At 50.1% G+C, this 19622-nt stretch carries 18 protein-coding genes, 7 tRNA genes, 1 pseudogene and 1 riboswitch; of the genes and pseudogenes, 2 read left to right on the top strand and 24 right to left on the bottom strand.

Annotated features, from left to right (window positions below):
- Window positions 1-250: pseudogene (locus B4113_RS10065) on the top strand (hypothetical protein); the annotation flags it as partial.
- Between the two features lie 283 nt (window positions 251-533).
- Here B4113_RS10065 and B4113_RS10060 read toward each other — a convergent pair.
- The 17 genes from B4113_RS10060 to rocF all read right to left on the bottom strand — a co-directional run bounded on the left by B4113_RS10060 (window position 534) and on the right by rocF (window position 18140).
- Window positions 534-947 (bottom strand): type II toxin-antitoxin system death-on-curing family toxin, encoded by a 414-nt coding sequence (locus B4113_RS10060; protein ID WP_051962578.1) that lies wholly within the window; start codon window positions 945-947, stop codon window positions 534-536.
- Complete coding sequence (locus tag B4113_RS20965; RefSeq protein ID WP_255358711.1) at window positions 947-1072, bottom strand: hypothetical protein; 126 nt, start codon at window positions 1070-1072, stop codon at window positions 947-949. Before B4113_RS20965 ends, B4113_RS10060 begins: the two co-directional genes overlap by 1 nt.
- A gap of 194 nt (window positions 1073-1266) precedes the next feature.
- Window positions 1267-1512 (bottom strand): transposase, encoded by a 246-nt coding sequence (locus B4113_RS10055; protein ID WP_082799312.1) that lies wholly within the window; start codon window positions 1510-1512, stop codon window positions 1267-1269.
- A gap of 342 nt (window positions 1513-1854) precedes the next feature.
- The gene (locus B4113_RS10050) at window positions 1855-2232 is read right to left on the bottom strand and encodes a hypothetical protein (protein ID WP_033842658.1); all 378 of its coding nucleotides are present in this window, start codon (window positions 2230-2232) and stop codon (window positions 1855-1857) included.
- A gap of 2 nt (window positions 2233-2234) precedes the next feature.
- Complete coding sequence (locus tag B4113_RS10045) at window positions 2235-2903, bottom strand: ABC transporter ATP-binding protein (protein ID WP_033018003.1); 669 nt, start codon at window positions 2901-2903, stop codon at window positions 2235-2237.
- Window positions 2904-2928: 25 nt separating this feature from the next.
- Complete coding sequence (locus B4113_RS10040; RefSeq protein ID WP_231559779.1) at window positions 2929-4923, bottom strand: hypothetical protein; 1995 nt, start codon at window positions 4921-4923, stop codon at window positions 2929-2931.
- An 80-nt stretch (window positions 4924-5003) separates the two neighbouring features.
- Window positions 5004-5375 (bottom strand): lactococcin 972 family bacteriocin, encoded by a 372-nt coding sequence (locus tag B4113_RS18810; protein ID WP_081897151.1) that lies wholly within the window; start codon window positions 5373-5375, stop codon window positions 5004-5006.
- A 198-nt stretch (window positions 5376-5573) separates the two neighbouring features.
- Window positions 5574-5798 (bottom strand): DUF4277 domain-containing protein, encoded by a 225-nt coding sequence (locus tag B4113_RS20530; RefSeq protein ID WP_051962582.1) that lies wholly within the window; start codon window positions 5796-5798, stop codon window positions 5574-5576.
- 289 nt (window positions 5799-6087) lie between these two features.
- A complete protein-coding gene (locus B4113_RS10030) occupies window positions 6088-6525 on the bottom strand; it encodes an acyl-CoA thioesterase (protein WP_033842661.1) in 438 nt (145 codons plus the stop codon).
- Window positions 6509-8815 carry a 5-methyltetrahydropteroyltriglutamate--homocysteine S-methyltransferase gene (gene metE, locus B4113_RS10025; protein ID WP_033842663.1) on the bottom strand — a complete coding sequence of 769 codons (2307 nt, stop codon included), beginning with the start codon at window positions 8813-8815 and terminating at the stop codon, window positions 6509-6511. The genes B4113_RS10030 and metE overlap by 17 nt, the downstream gene beginning before the upstream one ends.
- Before the next feature lie 129 nt (window positions 8816-8944).
- Window positions 8945-9138: riboswitch (cobalamin riboswitch) on the bottom strand.
- A 592-nt stretch (window positions 9139-9730) separates the two neighbouring features.
- Window positions 9731-11533: a glutamine--fructose-6-phosphate transaminase (isomerizing) gene (gene glmS / locus B4113_RS10020; protein WP_033842664.1), complete on the bottom strand. Its 1803-nt coding sequence runs from the start codon at window positions 11531-11533 to the stop codon at window positions 9731-9733.
- Between the two features lie 738 nt (window positions 11534-12271).
- Entirely contained in the window at window positions 12272-13621 is a 1350-nt protein-coding gene (gene glmM / locus B4113_RS10015) for a phosphoglucosamine mutase (protein WP_033023348.1), read from the bottom strand.
- 27 nt (window positions 13622-13648) lie between these two features.
- Window positions 13649-14887 (bottom strand): YbbR-like domain-containing protein, encoded by a 1239-nt coding sequence (locus B4113_RS10010; RefSeq protein WP_033842666.1) that lies wholly within the window; start codon window positions 14885-14887, stop codon window positions 13649-13651.
- Entirely contained in the window at window positions 14880-15701 is an 822-nt protein-coding gene (gene cdaA, locus B4113_RS10005; protein WP_033023352.1) for a diadenylate cyclase CdaA, read from the bottom strand. The genes B4113_RS10010 and cdaA overlap by 8 nt, the downstream gene beginning before the upstream one ends.
- Window positions 15702-15773: 72 nt before the next feature.
- Window positions 15774-16385 (bottom strand): anti-sigma-W factor RsiW, encoded by a 612-nt coding sequence (gene rsiW / locus B4113_RS10000; protein WP_033842667.1) that lies wholly within the window; start codon window positions 16383-16385, stop codon window positions 15774-15776.
- Between the two features lie 14 nt (window positions 16386-16399).
- Window positions 16400-16963: an RNA polymerase sigma factor SigW gene (gene sigW / locus B4113_RS09995; protein ID WP_033023355.1), complete on the bottom strand. Its 564-nt coding sequence runs from the start codon at window positions 16961-16963 to the stop codon at window positions 16400-16402.
- A gap of 277 nt (window positions 16964-17240) precedes the next feature.
- A complete protein-coding gene (gene rocF, locus B4113_RS09990) occupies window positions 17241-18140 on the bottom strand; it encodes an arginase (RefSeq protein WP_033023359.1) in 900 nt (299 codons plus the stop codon).
- Between the two features lie 58 nt (window positions 18141-18198).
- On the opposite strand from rocF, the gene B4113_RS09985 reads away from it, so the two are divergent.
- Entirely contained in the window at window positions 18199-18396 is a 198-nt protein-coding gene (locus tag B4113_RS09985) for a hypothetical protein (protein ID WP_033842669.1), read from the top strand.
- A gap of 17 nt (window positions 18397-18413) precedes the next feature.
- Here B4113_RS09985 and B4113_RS09980 read toward each other — a convergent pair.
- The 7 genes from B4113_RS09980 to B4113_RS09950 form a co-directional block, all read right to left on the bottom strand.
- A tRNA-Ala gene (locus B4113_RS09980) sits at window positions 18414-18486 on the bottom strand.
- Between the two features lie 5 nt (window positions 18487-18491).
- Window positions 18492-18563, bottom strand: a tRNA-Gly gene (locus B4113_RS09975).
- Between the two features lie 3 nt (window positions 18564-18566).
- Window positions 18567-18642: transfer RNA gene (locus tag B4113_RS09970), tRNA-Lys, on the bottom strand.
- 255 nt (window positions 18643-18897) lie between these two features.
- A tRNA-Gln gene (locus tag B4113_RS09965) sits at window positions 18898-18972 on the bottom strand.
- 108 nt (window positions 18973-19080) lie between these two features.
- A tRNA-Glu gene (locus tag B4113_RS09960) sits at window positions 19081-19152 on the bottom strand.
- A gap of 10 nt (window positions 19153-19162) precedes the next feature.
- Window positions 19163-19238 (bottom strand) — tRNA-Thr (locus B4113_RS09955).
- A gap of 6 nt (window positions 19239-19244) precedes the next feature.
- A tRNA-Asn gene (locus B4113_RS09950) sits at window positions 19245-19319 on the bottom strand.
- Window positions 19320-19622: the final 303 nt, after the last annotated feature.

The raw sequence follows: 19622 nt of genomic DNA, 5'->3' as shown, positions 1-19622 counted from the left end.
TTTTCCGGCAGGCCAAAGACCAGCTGAAGTCAGGTGGGACCGTGTTCGTCACATTCGGGCGGTGAAACGGTATTGGACAGTGGTGCTGTTCGCCTGCGTATACAGCATCGCGGAATCTCAACAAGACCTCTCTTCCGGACTGGAGCTTCTTCGGTCTCGGAAAGGGCACAGCGTCGTCGAGTTCATCTACGACGCCGCAAAACAAGATATTCCCATTGATGTGATCAAAAAACAGCTCCATGTCGCCTAAGGGGTACCCTGTTTGTCTCTTAGGTCATGGAAATTATTGTAATGAAAAATGCTCATCTACAGTTGCAATAAAGAATTTCCGATTTTTCGTTGCGCGTTTCATCTAAGTACAAGTTGATTATGATAGAACGAGTCCAGTAATCAGCGGGATGTAAAACAAAATTTCAACTTATATAGACACAAAAAATCGCCCCAATTTTGTCGGAAGGGTGTGAAATGTGAGGTAAATTTAATTTTGTGCAATCAAAAAAGAGTAACCAGTTTCGCATTTTGTAAGCAACCGGCTACTCCTCATCATCTAGATAATCTCCACTCGATACACATGAATGATTTGATAACCAATTTGCCAATTCTTTCTCACGTACTTCCTTTTTAGCAACCTTGATGCACATTTCAAATAGTTCATCATCCGAAACAATCAACTCATACCCATTTTTCATCAAGAAAGAATATGCTGCCATCACCGCCGTCCGTTTATTTCCATCTAAAAAGTAATGTCCGGTTGCTATGGCAATCATGTAAACAGCAGCCTTTTCAAATAAGGAAGGGTACATTTCTTTTCCAAACAAGTTCACAAATGGCTTCTGACATACATATTCAATCATACCAGGGTCTTTCTCTCCGGGTATTCCGCCGTAGTAATGCAACATCTCATCGTGGATGTAGCGCAACTCTTCAGGATGAAGTTTTTCTACCATCAGTTTTTAGATAGTTTTTCGAGCACTTTATCGTAGCGCTTAATTCCTCTTTTTAAAATGGCACTAATTTTATGTGTATCAACGTTCTTTGTCTTATCATCCAATTCTTTTTGCAACATAACCATTTCTTCTTCCTCCCTCCACTCGCACATGCTATCACCACCCTGAAATAATATACGGTAATAGCATGTCCATGATTACTTTTAATTATAAGTTCAACCACCACGCTTTTCAATCAGCATCTCAGAAATCACAATACTTCGTAAACATCCACTTGGCCATCCCGTGCATCTTTCCATTTGACCATCCAAGATTTTTTTCATAGAACTTTTGACGCTAGCTTGGGATGGCAAAACAGCCATGTGGCTTCCGATATGCCGGCCACATGGAGCCAATGCTGTTTTCCTTGTACGGAGAGGCTCGTTTCATCGGCGTGCAAAATCGGGAAAGCCAACAGCTTCTCTTGAATGAGTTCCCGCAGCGCCTCGAGCCGGGCGGCCGATTCTTGAACGATATTGTAGATGCTTCCCTCACTGATGGGGGCGTCCAACCATTCCTCGAACAACTGAACAAGCCGGGCAGAAAGAAGAAGCTACACCGTATGGAGGTAGGCGACCAGCGCACGGATGCGCTGCCGTATTGGACATGGTGCGTGACGTCCGGTGAAAACTCCACCTGTTCGAGCCGTCCGCAGCAGGGGCATGATTTCACTTCCGCCTCGTGTTGAGCGACCTCGACTTTGATGACAGGGATATCAAACACTTGGTGTTTCACTGTCCGACGGGCAGGGATGGCTTGGAGCGAAGCCCCGTAGCCACGGCAAAAAGGGCAGACATCATTGGTTTGTATTGTGGTCTTTGGCTAGCTGAGCCCGAGGGCCCAACTAGCTCTGCAGGTATGACGGATCTCACCGTTTTACCAATTCCACCGCTGTTCCAAACCCTTGATTGGCTAAAATGGAGGAAATGCCATCACGTTCTGCTTTCGTTTTGTAGGAGATGCGGATGACCGCTTGGTTTGTATCATCTTCGCATGGCGTCGCGACCTCCACGTTAACGCCTTCGCCCACCTTTTCCAAGCGGGCGACAAGATCCCGGTGGTTGGCCAGCGCTTCTTCAACCGCTGACTTGCTCGGCAATTTTCCACAAGAAGGGCGCGCAAACTCTTGTTTGCCCGGGAACGGGATGAACGAAAGGCCGACGCCAGCTCCGGCGATCAAGAATCCCCCGGCTAAAACGGCCACCAACAAGGCCGCCCACCACCATGTTCTTCTTTGTTTTGGCAATTTTATTCTCCCCTTCCCTTTGGAGCATCCGAAAAACGCGCTAGCGAGTGCTGGACATCAGCAGCGCGCATCATCTTGTCATCATGGGTGGCCACGATGACAGTCCTTCCTTGCCGCGCCAGCGATGCAAGCAGTTCAATGACATGTTTGCCGTTGGCGTCATCAAGGGAAGCAGTCGGTTCATCGGCCAAAATGACTTGCGCATCCTTATAGAGTGCGCGCGCAATCGCTAGGCGCCGCTTTTCGCCGCCGCTTAAGCGGGCGGCCAATTCTTGTTCCCTTCCGCCCAATCCTGTTTCCATGAGCACCGCTTTCAACCGCTTCTCATCGCCCACCACCTTGGAACGGAACAGGCTAGATGTCATCGTGACATTGAAAGCGACTGACTCTTCCTCCATAATCCCGTAATCTTGCAGGATAAACGCCGCATAGTTTTTCCAGAAAAGGCGGCGCTGCCGCGCTCCCCAAGTGGTTGTGTCAGCGCCGTTGGCCAGCACCCGCCCGCCGGTCGGCCGCAAAAGTAGTCCAAGCAAATGAAGAAGCGTCGTTTTACCGGCGCCGCTTGGGCCGACAAGCGCAGTCATCGCCCCCGGCACGCAGACTAAACTTTCTCGTTCCATAATCGTCCGCCCATTTAGTACCATTGTTACTTGATCCGCTTCGATCTGCACGCACTACATTCCTCCTTGCTTTTTTCTACAGCTGACGCAGGCTGACTTTCGCAAACACCCAGCTTGCCGCCCCTATATGTACAAGCGGCAGCGCCAACAGCGCCATCGCCCCCGCTAGGGCGACCGCCATCCAGCCATCCGAGCCTTGAAGCGCCATAATCAAGACCGTCAATGCACCTCCAATAAGCCATTCCTTCGCTATTCGCCCTCTTAGGATCATCCACCAAGATGCTCCACCGAGACGGAGCGGAAAATCGCGCTTCGCTTTCAACACCGCAGCAATGAAGGCGCTGATGATGGCGGCAATAGCCAAGGCCAGAATGAGCGCAGAAAGCGATCCGGCTCGCAGCCACGCAAAATAAGCGAAAAGCTGCGCGCGCAAAATTCCTTCTTCGGCCATGTAATTGACGCGGATGTTGTTCTGCAAGCCACGCTCGGACACGAGCTTTTGCGCCGCCTCTAACCCGGTGAAGCTAAGTTCAGACGATGAGGCGACAGAAATCAGGAAGTTGTCATTAAACATCGCGTGCACATTCGGTACAAGAAGGAGAATCACTTCATTGGGCTTCGCGAAATCAAGCTGCCCACCGAACCGGACAAAAGGAAGTGTTTGCGATCCAGCTAAGCGATATATCTTCACTTGGTTCCATATGTTCACCGCTTGTTGCGGATTTCGTACATACAATGAAAATGATGCTTCCAGCACCTTTTTGGCATCTGGTGGGATTTGCTCCGGCGAAAGCGGAACGAAAGACAGCCGTTTTTTCTCTCTCCCTAGCACAAGATCAAGCCACCGCTGATTGACCATGATGATGTAACGATAGGGAGCGATCCGGAATCCATCAACGGAGAAGTACTCTTCCGTCCACGCGAGAGATAGCGCCACCTGATCCGCCGCCTCCGCTTCCCGCACCATGTCGCCGACAAAAGGCTGAAGCTTCTGGAACATTTTCTCGCTTTCCGCTCCCCCCGCTTTTCCCGGACGGGACGGGAACACGAAGACGGCCTGATCGGCCAACGATTTCCACGTGGCCTGTTCCTGTGCCGTTTTTCTTGCTTCCGTATATGCGGCGAAGGCCGGCGCGACTGTGGCGAGAACGAGGGCGAACGTGGCGATTTTCAGAACCGCCGAACTTTTCGCCAAACTTTTGACGGCCGGCTCCCGCATCGCCAACATCGCAGGGCTTGGCCATGAGGCGGCCGAGAGAGCCAAGGTGCAGGTCATAGTCAGGAAGATGACGATCCATTCGGCCAAAAGCAACACCTTGGCATAATAAGGCACAAAGCCCCAACCATAAGCGAAACCCACGTAAGCGAAGGCCAACACATCCAACAGCGCGGCAGCGGAAACCATCGCCATGAGAAAACGGATGAAGTCCTCGCATTGAATGCGCCACGCCGCCACACCGGCCAACACGCGCAGCGCTCGCCCCCTTGCCTTGACCGCCAGCCAATACAAGGCCAGTGACACCATCAGTGCGGAAACGGCGAGCAGCGTCACGCCGAAATCGCTCTGCAGAGTGAGAAACTGAAAAATGGTGATGAGCGTTTCTTCGTTCCATTGCTGATCAACCCGGCGTGACGTCAGCCAATCTTTAAACTCGGCAATGCGATCCGTTTTTCCAGTCACCAAATAGTCGCCATTGGCGAACGAATGAACTAGCGCCCCGTTGTCGCGAATTTCAGCGTCAGGTTGATTGCCGAAACGCTGGATTTGCTTCGGAAAAGAGCCGTGCGCTCCCACTTTAACAAAAACTTGGCCTGACTGATCCCCTCGCAAATCCGGGGCCACCTTCATCAGCCCCAGCCCTAATCGGTCGCTGATGGATCCAAGCTGTCGAAAGGCCTCCTCATCGGACAGGCCGGATTGGCTGAAATCCAATGTCACCTTGGCTTTCACTCCCAACTGTTCCGGAAAAAAGCGGTCGTGTATATCAGAAATGATGACCGCCACTAGGGCTAAAAGGGCAAACTGCACGGCTGAAACAGCGACAACAATTCTCTTATGCACGGACCTCATTCCTTCCTTGATCAATCATCCGCAACGAAAAGTGATACCCCGTCCCATCGGGAAGGGGTGGAAAGGTTTAAACAGATTGGCTATTTGCATATTCTATAGTAATAGGCATCATCAGACCATGGAAAATTGAGGGCTCCCTTTTCCGCAGCAGATGTTTTTCCCGGTGGAGTATCGACACTGCGCAGTTGTTCGCCGTTGTATACAACTGTTGAACCGTGGCATGAATCTGGATGATAGTAGGAGGAGCGAACCATGGCATTCCAGAAACCGTATGTCCATTTCCCACCCTCAGTTGGATATTGAGTGGTTGGTCCCGGATGCAACCATGCTGCTGCTTGATTTGGATTTACTAGGCGAAAAGCAGTGATTGCAAGCACCAGTACGCCAGCCAACGTCATCACTTTCCGCAACAGTCTATGCATTGTTTTAGACTGGACGTGAATCCAAGACATGAGAAATGTCCGTCCTTAAAGACGAATTTTCATTTAACCGGCCGGTTTCACCTTCATTATACCAAAATCATTTACAAAAAACATCCGTATTTTCCGCAAATTTTATTGCGGAAAATACCTATTTTTTCAAAACGAGTTTACCTGAATCCGTGACAGCAGCTCATCAAAAGAACCGTAAAACCTAATCATATCAAGGGGTTAGCCCAGTTTCGGATGTTCACTTATTGAGTGAAAAGCCAAAAGTGTGATATTTGTTGATTTATCAAGCTTTCTCAGCAGTTTGAACGCGTTTTTAACTTGATGGAGATTCGCCTCATACAGTCGATCCCAATGACGCGCGATGGCATCGTCGTTGAACCAAGACGGCTCCAGCCCCAGCCGAATTCGCTTCGGCCAATCGATGTCATGCGCCCATTGTTCCAAATGAACGAGCGCTTGCCGGGGCCGCTAATGATTAGTTTGACGATATCGCTGGCTCGAGGTTGGCATTGCGGATTCACGGGAACGAGATGATCCGTCAACTGAGGAAGGTTAAGATCTTTGAACAGAGTGCTTATTCTATTCAAATTAAGAACTTTCATAAATGGCCCGAATTCGAACGTCCATGACGGGCAAACTCCTTTGCGTTCCTTGTGTTTCAAGGTTTGATTCGACAGGAAGAAAAAAAATCCTCCCGATTTTCGTCGGAAGGGTGGGAAATGTGAGATCGATCTTATCGGTTTGCTTTTAAATAATATTGCACGAGTTGTTCCTCTTTTTCCCCTACAATGACAGTCGGAACAGGACAAGGCTTTTTGTTTTCGTCAATCGCCACCATCGTGAGAAAACAAGTGGTTGTTAAATGATGTTCGCCAGTAAATAAATCTTCGGTTTCAACTTTTACAAATACTTTCATAGACGTACGACCGGTGGAATACACGAATGCTTCCAGCTTTAAGATGTCGCCAATTTTGGCAGAAGAAATAAAGTCAATCTTGTCAATGGAGGCGGTGACCACTGCTCTTCGGGCATGACGCATAGCGCAAATTGCCGCAATTTCGTCAATGTACGCCAGCACCGTTCCACCAAAAATGGTACCAAGATGATTCGTATCGGACGGGAGCACCAATCTGGTCTGAATCGTTTTCGACTGTTCAGCGCTTGCTATCATCCTGATCCCCTCCTTGAAGAGAGACGAAAAGACGGTTACGCATCTCCTTTGCCGCGGCAACCATCGCTTGCAAGCTGGCGATCGCTTCTTTCTCCGTACGGGTTTTTAATCCGCAATCAGGATTCACCCAAAATTGGTCAGGCCGCAGGACACGCAACGCTCTCTCAAGCTGAATGAGAATCTCATCTCTGCTCGGGATGCGAGGGCTATGAATGTCATACACCCCCAGTCCGATTTGCTTGCGATACGTATGGATTTCAAATAAAGATAACAGCTCTCCTCCGCTCCGCGCGGCTTCAATCGAAATGACATCGGGATCTAGATCATCAATGATGTCGATCATTTCCGAAAAATCTGAGTAGCACATGTGTGTATGAATTTGCGTTTCTAAACGAACAGCCGATGTCGCTAAACGAAAGGCATATACCGCTTCCTGCCAATAAGCCGGCTGTTTTTGTCTTTTGAGCGGCAACCCTTCTCTTAGTGCAGGTTCATCAACTTGAATGATGCGGATTCCCGCCTGTTCAAGCGCCAACACTTCTTGACGGACTGCCAAAGCGAGTTGATTCAGCACCGCGGAGCGAGGCAGATCCCGACGAACAAATGACCAATTGTACAAAGTGACAGGACCCGTCAACATCCCTTTCACCGGTTTTTCTGTTAGCGATTGAGCGTAAACACTCTCTTCAACAGTTATAGGACAAAGATGGACAACATCGCCAAATATGATTGGGGGACGGACGCAACGCGATCCGTATGACTGCACCCATCCGTTTGTCGTGCAGGCGATACCTCCTAATTTTTCACCAAAGAACTCTACCATATCTGTTCGTTCAAATTCACCATGAACAAGAACGTCAAGTTCGAGTTTTTCTTGAATTTCTATCCACTTTGCGATTTGTTTACGGATAAAGGTTTGATATTGCTTTTCGTCCCATTCTTGTTTTTTCCGCTTCAGCCGCGCTTGCCGCACTTCGCGGGTCTGTGGAAAACTCCCGATCGTCGTAGTAGGCAAAAGCGGCAATTTTAGATGTTGTTGCTGTGCTTGCCTTCGCTTTGCATAGGGAGGACGTTCCGTTTGTTCAATGGGTTGTATCGTTTTTTTTATAGGCTGGCCTCGAAGTAGGCCAAGAGCTTCCCCGGTTTGTTCATCATAGTGGCGCAAATCGGATAAAGAACGTTTCCCTTGGGCGTATTCAGCAAGCAGGCGCACTTCATCAAGCTTTTCATCCGCAAATGCCAATGAATCGACCAATCCTTTTGCTAAACGGCGTTCATGTTTGACTGTAATCGGTACATAAAGCAGGCTAGACGACGGTTGAATAATCAAGTGTTCCGTATACTTCGACAGCTCTTCGAGTAGCGCTGCTTTTTGGACGAGTGTACTCTTCCAAACATTGCGACCGTCGATCATACCCGCAGCTAGCCATTTCCCTTTTGGAAACCCATATTTCTTCATGTTGTACAAATTTTCACCGTCATCATGAACGAAATCAAGACCGAACCCGGCGACAGGTAGAGAGACGATTTCTGGATAATTAGAAAGGCTCTCGAAATACGTTTGTAAAATCAGCTGGACACCAGGTACTTTTTGATAGAATGAATGATAAACGTATTCAACAGCGGCCACGATGTCTTCATCAATCTCTTGCACAAGAATAGGCTCATCAACTTGTACCCAGCGCACCCCTGCTCTATACAACTCATCAAGCAATTCGATATATACGGGGACGAGGAGCTGTAGGTGCTTATGCCAATGTACTCCTGTGCTTAACTTAGCCAAAATTAAAAACGTGACAGGTCCAAGCAAAACAGGTTTTGTTTCAATTGAAAGATTATCTTTGATAAATTGGTAATCACGTAAAAGAAAATTTTCCATAAGCCTTGGTTGTAGGCCATCAAGCTCTGGAACAATGTAGTGATAGTTGGTATTAAACCATTTTGTCATGGCCATAGCCGGCTGGCTGCTTGTTCCCCTCGCCATGGCAAAATAAGTATCCCATCGGCGCTCACTTTCTTGGCCAAATCGTTTTGGAATATACCCAAACATAAAAGCGGTATCCAGCACATGATCGTATAATGAAAAGTCCCCGATTGGTATCAGTTCGATTCCTTTTGCCATTTGTTTTTTGATGGATGATAGTTGAATGGTCTTCATCGTTTCCATTAGATTGGCTTCTTCCAATTGCCCATTCCAAAATGACTCCAATGCTTTTTTCCATTCTCGTTGTTCACCGATTCGAGGATAACCTAAATTAGAACTATGAATTGCCAATCGTAGCACCTCCATGTCATTTTCCTCAATACAAGTAAAATGCCCACCTTCTAGACAGACAGAAGGAGGGCATAACTAGCTTGTATTGAGGTACTTGAAGTGCCTCTTGTTCATTTTCCCCCACTCCTCCCTATGACGCGTAGGTCGAAAGTGTATACAACAGGCAGGTCTCCTGACTTAGCTTCATCGCGGTGGATCCCCTTCCCATTCCAAACAAGGAACAGTGGGTTATTGATCCTCGCTCTGCATCACAGTGGCGCGACCGTGTTGGATTTTCACCAAACTTCCCTTTTAAAGTTCACGCAGATTGGTGAACTACCTGTTGCTAGGTCTTATCAGATATGCTGTTTTTAGCGACATCCTCCCACCACCTGCACTGACGCTTAGAGGTGGGGCTTCTCAAGTCATCATGATTAGTAATATTATCATAGTTTTTAAAATTCAGTATACTACAATTACTCAGATTTGGCAAGGGAAATACACCATCTATTCTAGCCCGAGTCGAACTTTAGTAGCATCCTCTTACTTTTTTGGTGAAGAGCCCAAAAGTTTACAGCAAGCACAAAATCGGAACATGGGGAATTGTCTAGGAAGCTAAGGTGCGTAGCGAATACCTCTTTACATCAAACCATATGTAAAAATGAGACATGAACCGGACTCCTTGGTTGAAATAGCTGTGCTCAAAACTCATTCACCCAAGTAGGTTCATGTCTCCCCAAAAGTTCTTCGCTACAACAGCTTGGCATCATGTTTCTTTCTAGCCGGAAACAAAATCTGCGAAGCTTTTTGTATGGTAAAAGCGGCCAAATGGTCAACCGTAGCCTATTTACAAAAAAGGCCTGTTAGACTCATCCAACAGGCCTTTTCGTTTTCAGCTTTTTGGTTCGGCATCTGACCTTTTGTTACAACAGCCTTTTCCCACCGAACCGCTCACTCCACCGTCACGCTTTTCGCTAGGTTACGCGGTTTGTCGACGTCGCAGCCGCGATGCAGGGCGGCATAGTACGCGATCAGCTGCAGCGGCACGACGGAAACAAGCGGCGTAAGGTCCGGATGGACGGCCGGGATGACGAAGCGGTCGCCGTCGCCTTCCACGCCGCGCATCGAGATGACGCACGGGTTCGCGCCGCGGGCGACGACTTCTTTTACGTTGCCGCGAATGCTTAAGTTGACGTGCTCTTGGGTGGCGAGGGCAATCACCGGCGTACCGTCCTCAATCAAGGCGATCGTGCCGTGTTTCAGCTCGCCGCCGGCGAACCCTTCCGCTTGGATATAGGAGATTTCTTTCAGCTTGAGCGCGCCTTCCAAGCAGACGTAGTAGTCAACGGCGCGGCCGATAAAGAAGCAGTTGCGCGTCAGCGTCAAGTAGTCGCGTGCGATGTTCTCCATTTCTTCTTTCGCGTCACACAGCATTTCCATCACATTGGCGACGATGGCGAGCTCTTTCGTCAGGTCAAAATTCAATTCGCGACCTTTCGCTTTCGCCGCAGTCGCCGCTAAAATCGCCAGCACCGCGATTTGCGCCGTGTAGGCTTTCGTCGAAGCGACGGCAATTTCCGGGCCGGCGTGCAACAAGAGCGTATAGTCCGCTTCCCGCGACAGCGTCGAGCCTGGGACGTTGGTGATTGTAATGGCTTTATGGCCAAGTTTGTTCGTTTGCACGAGCACGGCGCGGCTGTCGGCCGTTTCGCCGCTTTGCGAAATAAAGAGGAAGAGCGGCTTTTCCGACAACAGCGGCATGTTGTACGAAAATTCGCTGGCAATATGCACTTCGACTGGGATTTTCGCCCACGACTCGATCAATTGCTTGCCGACAAGACCTGCGTGGTAGCTCGTTCCGCACGCGACAATGTACAGGCGGTCGGCGTTCAGCACTTCGTTGATGATCGCTTGGTCAATCGTCAATCCGCCGTGTTCGTCTTGGTATTTTTGAATGATGCGGCGGATGACAAACGGCTGCTCATCAATTTCTTTCAGCATGTAATGCGGATACGTCCCTTTTTCAATGTCGCTCGCATCGAGCTCAGCCGTAAATGGCTTCCGTTCGACTGTTTCACCGTTTAGCGTTTGAATCGTGACGTTCTCGCTCGTGACGATGACTAGTTCCCCATCCATCAGTTCGACGAATTGATTCGTCACTTGGAGCATCGCCATGGCATCGCTTGCCACGACGTTGAAGCCGTCACCGAGACCGGCAAGAAGCGGGCTTTTGTTTTTCGCTGCGTACAACGTTTCCTCGTTTTCCGCGTCAATCATGGCGATGGCGTACGACCCTTTTAACAGCGAGAGCGTTTGGCGGAACGCTTCTTCCGTTGTCAACCCGTCACGGACGAATTGTTCCACGAGCTGGACGATCACTTCCGTATCCGTATCGCTTCGGAACTCGACATCAGTCAAGTAGTCGCGCTTCAGCATCTCGTAGTTTTCGATGACGCCGTTATGCACGAGCGTAAAACGGCCGGACGCGCTTTGGTGCGGGTGGGCGTTCACCCGGCTTGGCGCCCCGTGCGTCGCCCAACGGGTATGGCCGATGCCGATCGTCGCGTTGACGTTCGGGTCGACGATGCGGCGCAAATCGGCAATCCGTCCTTTTTCTTTAAACACATGAACCCCGTTCTCATTTAATACGGCGATCCCCGCCGAATCGTAGCCGCGGTACTCGAGTTTTTCCAATCCGCGCAACAAAATCTCTTTCACATCTTGGTAACCGATATAACCAACAATGCCGCACATGGCCACATTTCCTCCTTTACCATCGGAGGCTGCCGCTAACGAGATCCTTCCATGTTCAGTTGTCAAAGAACAACGGGGCCTCGCCGTCACTGCGGCAGACTCCCTTTTCTAGTTGTGCGATGACATCCTCCCCTTTGTGCAAAGGGTCACCCCTTTGTTTTAAGAGAGGACTTGCGGCTGTCATCGCTCCAGCCGGGAGGCATCCGCCGAAACCCTCGATAAACCTCCTCCTCGTCAACTAAGCGCGCTTCCGTTCCCGCGCTTAGTCCAGGCGCTTTGTCGTCAAAACGAAGCAACAACCAACGATATTTTCGGCTTTTTTGTCCTATAAACCCGCTGCGACAAGCCGTCGTTTCACGATCTCCGCTCCGCTATCGCCTCCTTTCAGGTAAAAGGCAACAACGTTAATATTACAGGACATTCCCAACGGCGTCAACTAGTATCTATCCTGAAAGGTTGGTGAAAAACATCGGTTTTCTTTAGTTTGGAGAAAAAGTAAACATTTTTTAAATTATTTTCTATTTAAAAAACGATGCTGGGAAGCAGGTGCGCGAGTAAATCACCGGCCTTCTGAAAATACCCGAATTCCAAAATGCGTAAAGTTCCAGCATTCAACATAAGGACATTTTCATCCTTCCGATGGTGACGAAAATGTTTCGTCATGGAAGTCTATAAAATAACCTATGCATAAACGAAAGCGAACGTTCCGTTTATGCATAGGATGGTTCAAACAATCAGTTATTCGGCCCCCATTTCACGGCGGACGACATCGGCGATCCGCTCCACATAGGCGCGGCACGCCTCTTCGGTTGGAGCCTCAGCCATAATGCGCACGAGGGGTTCCGTCCCGGACGGACGAACGAGGACGCGGCCATTGCCGTTCATCTCTGCCTCCACTTCCTGAATCACTTTTTGCACTTGTTCGTTTTCCATTGCCTTTTCTTTATCCTTTACCCGTACGTTCACAAGCAGCTGCGGGTATTTTTTCATTTCCGCGGCCAATTCAGAAAGCGGCTTGCCTTTGACTTTCATGATGTTGACAAGCTGGAGCGCCGTCAACATGCCATCTCCCGTCGTGTTGTAGTCGAGGAAAATGATATGACCGGACTGCTCGCCGCCGAGATTATATCCATTTTTGCGCATGGCTTCGACGACATAGCGGTCGCCGACCGCCGTTTGCACGCTTTGGATGCCCTGCGCCTCGAGCGCTTTGTAAAATCCAAGATTGCTCATGACCGTTGAGACGACGGTTTGTTGCTTGAGACGACCGGTTTCTTTTAAATATTTGGCGCAAATGTACATGATGTGGTCGCCATCCACAATGTTGCCATGCTCGTCCACGGCGATCAGGCGGTCGCCGTCGCCGTCAAACGCAAGGCCGACATCAGCCCCTTTTTCTTTCACAAACGCCGCCAGCGCCTGCGGATGGGTGGAACCGACTCCTTCGTTAATGTTGAGGCCGTTGGGCGAAGCGCCCATCGTGATGACATCGGCGTCCAAATCGGCAAACAAGTAAGTGGCCAGCGATGACGTCGCCCCGTGCGCGCAGTCGAGAGCTATTTTCATCCCGGAAAAGTCTTCTTCGTCAATCGTCTGTTTGAGATATTGCAAATATTTTTGCCCGCCTTCAAAGTAATCATTCACTTGGCCTAACGCCGCGCCAATCGGCCGCGGCAACATATCTTCCGGGCTGTCGATCAGCGCTTCAATCTCCGCCTCCTGCTCGTCCGACAGTTTAAACCCATCCGGCCCGAAAAATTTAATGCCGTTGTCTTGGACGGGGTTGTGGGAAGCAGAAATCATGATGCCGGCTTGCGCGCCGAGCGCTTTCGTCAAATAGGCGACGCCTGGCGTAGAGATCACGCCAAGCCGCATCACTTCCGCTCCGATCGAGAGCAGCCCGGCGACGAGCGCGCCTTCCAGCATATGCCCGGAAATGCGCGTGTCACGCCCAATCAACACTTTCGGACGCTCTGCACTTTTCGTCAGCACGTATCCGCCGCAACGGCCAATCCGAAACGCCAGCTCCGGCGTCAACTCACGATTTGCGACTCCACGTACACCATCAGTGCCAAAATATTTGCCCATTCGTTCACTCTCTCCTTACTATACAATTTATTGGACAGCTGCCTTTTCGCTAATGTCGATCATCGCTGTTTCCGTCGATGGCTGCCATTGGATTTGCTTCGGATTGTCCCAGCGAATGGGAACTTGATGCTGACCGGTGCCGAGCCCACTGGCATCCACATACAGTCGGACATCGTCTTTCGTCAACCCTCGGACGATATCGGGTGGCCCCATCAGCCGCACGGTCAGCTTGCCTCCAACCGGTTGGACAAACGTCGCTTCATAGGAGTCCGGCAAGCCGACGACCTCAATGGGGACGTCCTTCCATGTTTGTGTGACATCTTTCTCTACGTCGATGCGCACCTTGATTTTATTTGGCTTGACGCTTTTGACCCCATCGGGGACTGGAACGTCCACTTCCACTGTCTTATCATCTGTCACATCATCCAAATCGACGGTCAATCCTTCCAACCGATCGATCCGATTTAGCACGTCTTTCGGACCGTAAACGGTCACTCGGCTCGGCTCCGGCGTGATGCCGACGAGATGAACGCCATCCGGAAGCTCACCTGTCGTTTGCACATCAACCGGCACCGCTTTGCTTGGGCTCTCCACCGGCACAGTAACTTGAACAGATGATGGCTTCGGTTCCAGATCCAATTCATTTCCGCTCCGATCGTACACGCGAACGCGGGCTTCCCGCGTCACCGTTTCCGTCGCTCCCTCCAAGTCAACAATGGCTTTCACAAACGAGATGCTGTCAATCAACTCTTTCGCTCCGGTAATGGTCACCACGTTCGGTTCAACGGTCGGTTCCCCGACGGAGTAGCCATCCGGCATTTTGTTTCGATTAAAAAATTCAACGCCAATGGAAAACTGTTTGGACACTTTTTCGCGAATCGTTACTTTTACTGAAGCCGGTTGTATATTCACCTTCAGTTTTTCAGAAACATCTTTGTATTTGATCGGAACCGTGTAGGTGCCTAAGGGCAAGTTCGTCAAATCGACATACACTTCGAAATTTCGTTGCAGAGCTGTCGGTTTGACAATGCTAGCCGGACCTTGAAGCGTAACATTGACATACTTCGGCACGCCGGAAACGATCAAGTTTTCTTCGTCATAGTAAGCAACAACCGGAACATCTGTCAACGTTTCCGTATCTTCTTGCCCAAACGTGTTGCGTGTTTCGCCAGTTTTCGCCCCAACATTGGCCGACATATACAACATGATCGCTAGCAATAAGGAAACAAGGCGAATAAACCACGGATGATCCATTAAGTTATCCATGTTTCTTTCCCCTCCATTGCCAACGGGAAGAAGCGGGCGCCTTCGCCACCGGGACGAGCTCGCCTGTCAGCAGCTCCCGAAACTCATCCATCGTTAAATCGCGATATAGTTCGCCGTTTTTGGTCAACGATACCGCCCCCGTCTCTTCTGAGACAACGACCGTGACGCTGTCCGTCACTTCGCTGATGCCGAGCGCCGCCCGATGGCGTGTTCCGAGCTCTTTAGAAATAAACGGGCTTTCCGATAGCGGCAAATAACAGGCCGCGGCCGCAATCTGGTTTTTCTGAATGATCACCGCCCCGTCATGCAGCGGCGTGTTCGGAATGAAAATATTGATAAGCAGCTCCGAAGACACGTGCGCGTTTAGGGCTATGCCCGTTTCCACATAATCGCTCATTCCGGTTTCCCTCTCGATCGAAATGAGCGCGCCAATGCGCCGTTTTGCCATATACTCCGTTGCCTTTACGATGGCTTCCACCATTCGAAGCCGTTCTTCATCCTCATTGACGGTATTGCGCGTAAACAGCCGCCCGCGGCCAAGCTGCTCCAACGCGCGCCGCAATTCCGGCTGAAAAATGATGATGATGGCAAGGAACCCCCAAATGATCGCTTGGTCCATCAGCCATTGCAGCGTGGTCAACCCGAGATAATTGCTCACAAAGCGAACCAAAATAATCAAAAAAATGCCTTTTAACAGCTGAATGGCCTTTGTCCCGCGAATCATCATCAGCAGTTTGTAAATAACGTACCATACAACGAGAATATCGACCACTTTCAGCAAATAGGACACGATGGGGAGCTCTTGGAAGGACATCTTCACACTTCCTTTATCTCTAATTCCGCTCCGCTCACGGCCATGGAAAAAGCCATCGGACGATGGCTGCCATCATTCGAGCGATTGGAGCGCGTGATTGACTTTCTCTTTAATATTATACCAAATCCATTCAAACACTTGATTAATTTCCTCGATTTCCCCGGTCACTTGCCCCGCTGACGCCATATATTTTTTTCCGTGAATCACGGTGACGTTCCCATCGACCGTTCCTTCAATGCGAATTGAACCGTTGCGGACGACAATGTCCCCTTTCACCGTTTCCCCTTTTGGCACAATGACCGTATGATCGCGAATGATAACGTGTTCATTCGCCGAAACGGAAAACGCTCCGTTCTCTCCCCACGAAGAGGCAAAGCTGCCAACCGTAAGCAGCACAAACAGCGAAGCGGCGGTCAGCAACGGATGCCCATGCATCCAGCGGCGCAGCCGGGCGCTTTTTTTCTCTTTCGGCATCATTTTCATTACCTTCGTCGTAAAAGCCGGGGGCGCTGTTAGATGAGCGGCATATTGCAAAAAAGCAACAGTTTTTTTCAACTCATGAAAATGGGCAGCGCAGGCAGCGCATGAGCGCAGATGTGCCTTCAGGCGCTGCTCTTCCTCCGGACGAAGATCGCCGTCTAGATAGTGATGCATAAGCGATATCATTTCGTTTGGACATTTCATTCTTTCCCACCCTCTTATAAATGGCCCAATTGTTTGCGCAATGCTTCACGGCCGCGATGGAGCCGCGTTTTCACCGTGCCGACCGGCAGCCCTAAAATATCGCTGATCTCTTGCAGCGACAAATCTTCGATATACTTTAACACGATTACGCTGCGATATTTTTCCGGCAACCGCTCAATGGCCCGCTGAACCGTTTCTTGCAGTTCCAGACTTTCCACCGCTTCTTCAGGAGAGGCTTCACGGGAAGGAAGCTGCGCTTGCATCGTCAGTCCATCCGTTCCATTCACTTCTTCATCCAAGTAAACATCCGGTTTCCGCTTTCGCAACCGATCAATCGTCAAGTTGGTCGCAATGCGATACAGCCACGTCGAGAATTTCATATCGGGGTTATAGGTGTTAATATGAACATAGGCGCGAATGAATGCCTCCTGGGCCGCATCCTCCGCCTCGTGTTGATTGCCAAGCATTCGATAACAAAGGCGGTAAATTTTATCTTTATACAAATCAACAAGGTCGGCGTAGGCATTTTGGTCGCCTTTTTGAACCGCCCTAATCCTTTTTTTAATAAACAAATCCATAAAATCCAATACCCCCGCCTCACAGCTCACCGTATACTACGGCGCTCCACTGCAAAAAGTTTCAGGCAACACGTTTATTGTACCATAGAACGAAAAAAGAGGGGCAGCCAAATCAAAGCCACCCCTCAAACCAACGAACGCCAACCGAAAAAGGACATTACTGCATCAACCATATGGCGGCCCACTTGCGCGCGCCGCGGCCGCATCACCATCCGCTATCGGCAGGGAGGAGATGGCCACATCCGCGTTCCGGCAACCGGTTGACGTTGGTGCTCAATCAAATCAACTTTTCCCCAAACAGCGAACCCATTAAAGCGACGGCTACGGAAGCGGTTTTATTCCGTTCGTCCAAAATCGGGTTCACTTCTACAAATTCAGCAGACGTAATTAGTTGAGCCTCCGCTAACATCTCCATCGCCAAATGGCTCTCTCGGTACGTCAATCCCCCGATGACCGGTGTCCCTACTCCGGGTGCGTCGCTCGGATCAAGCCCATCTAAGTCAAGCGATAAATGAACCCCATCGGTCCGCTCTTTTAAATAGGCGATGGTTTCCTCCATCACCTTTGTCATGCCAAGCCGATCAACTTCATGCATCGTATAAATTTTGATTCCTTGCTCCCGAATAAACTTCTTCTCCCCCTCATCTAGAGAGCGCACACCGATCAACACAACATGCTCCGGTCTGACTTTCGGAGTATATCCCCCGATTTGTGTTAACGAAGGATGCCCAAATCCAAGGCTCGCCGCCAACGGCATGCCGTGAATATTTCCAGACGGCGATGTCTCTTCTGTGTTGACGTCGCCGTGCGCATCATACCAAATGACGCCAAGGCGTTCATAATGTTTCGCCACCCCGGCCAGCGTGCCGATGGCAATGCTGTGATCGCCACCCAGCACCAACGGGAAGCGCCCGCGTTGAACGACTTGATCAACCGCCGCAGCGAGCTTTTCGTTCGCCTCCGCAACCGCTTTCAAATTGCGCAAGCGTGGATGCCCCTGTTCATGAATCCGATCCGCTTTTCCAATCGGAATGTCTCCTAAATCTTCGATGTCATCGTGAAGGCGTTCAAGACGCTCGACGACACCAGCATAACGCATCGCGCTCGGTCCCATATCGACACCGCGGCGCGTTTGTCCTAAATCCATCGGAACACCGATAATCGAGATTGGTTTCATGCTGTCTCCTCTCCTTTCCGTTTCCCATTGCCCTTTTATTGTAGAGGAAAGAAGGGAGATGACTCAACTTGACAACCTTTCGAATATTTATACCGATTTGCCGCCTAGCGTGCCTAAACCCGCCATCTTTTCGTGCCCAAAGCGCGGCCTCATCTCCATGCTGTTGAACCTTTTCAGCGCGTTCATCGATGGTTTCTTCGACAAAAAAGCGGGCTCGCTCTTTAGTGAAACAAAGAAAAAGCAACCCGTTGTCTAAAAAAGGGTTGCTTTTGATGGAGCCTATCGGGATCGAACCGATGACCTCCTGCGTGCAAAGCAGGCGCTCTCCCAGCTGAGCTAAGGCCCCGCCCAAGCGGAAGACGGGACTCGAACCCGCGACCCCCACCTTGGCAAGGTGGTGTTCTACCACTGAACTACTTCCGCACATGGTGAGCCATGGAGGACTCGAACCTCCGACCCTCTGATTAAAAGTCAGATGCTCTACCTACTGAGCTAATGGCTCATGGTGATCATAACACTCTAAGTACTGATGAGCTCTACCTGCCTCTTCCTCTACGAGCTGTTTCAAGGAAGCTTGGTGCGTCGAGGCAACTCGCAGTCAACTCGAAGATGCATCGCTCGTTACTGAGCTAATGGCTCATGGTTTGGTATACACTCAGATCTTTGACGATGTCCCTTCCTCTACCAGCTGACTCGAAGATGCCGAGTGCATTGGGACAGCTCGAAGTAAGTTTCATGTTTTATGTACAAAAAAATATGGCTGGGCTAGCTGGATTCGAACCAGCGCATCACGGAGTCAAAGTCCGTTGCCTTACCGCTTGGCTATAGCCCAACGCTATAAAGTGAAAACGCCTTATCCGTTTATTATTATGGCCTGTTCCGTGCTAATTATACCTTCTCAATCAACCGTCTTTGGGGACGGTTGATTGAGGAATGAAAGTGACCCGTACGGGATTCGAACCCGTGTTACCGCCGTGAAAGGGCGGTGTCTTAACCACTTGACCAACGGGCCTAGAAATAAATGGAGCTTCCAACCGGGCTCGAACCGGTGACCTCTTCCTTACCATGGAAGTGCTCTACCTACTGAGCTATGGAAGCATAAAATGGCTCCGCAAGTAGGATTCGAACCTACGACCTACCGGTTAACAGCCGGTTGCTCTACCGCTGAGCTATTGCGGAACGACAAATGATGCGGCTATTGTTTTCGACAGTAATTATTATATCCATCCTGTTCTGGTTGTCAACCAGGAAGTTCATTCCTTCAAAACTAGATAACCGTCGGAAGAAGCCGCGTATCACACTGTCTAGCTTCAGCCGCCATCGGTTCGCGACGCTTCGGTCCTGCTTTGGCGGCATAACCTCCTCGCAGGCCCTCCAGCGCGTTTCGCCGATAAGCGGGCGGCCTCCGCTTTTCGTCCTGTCTAGCTCCGGCTCGCCGCCGCTCGGGGTCAAATCACCTTCTCCCTCGGGGTGCAAGCACCC

This window comes from Geobacillus sp. B4113_201601, assembly GCF_001587475.1.
Classification (GTDB): domain Bacteria; phylum Bacillota; class Bacilli; order Bacillales; family Anoxybacillaceae; genus Geobacillus; species Geobacillus icigianus.
The sequence above is the reverse complement of the archived record's forward strand: the minus strand, read 5'-3'. Positions and strand labels throughout refer to the sequence as shown.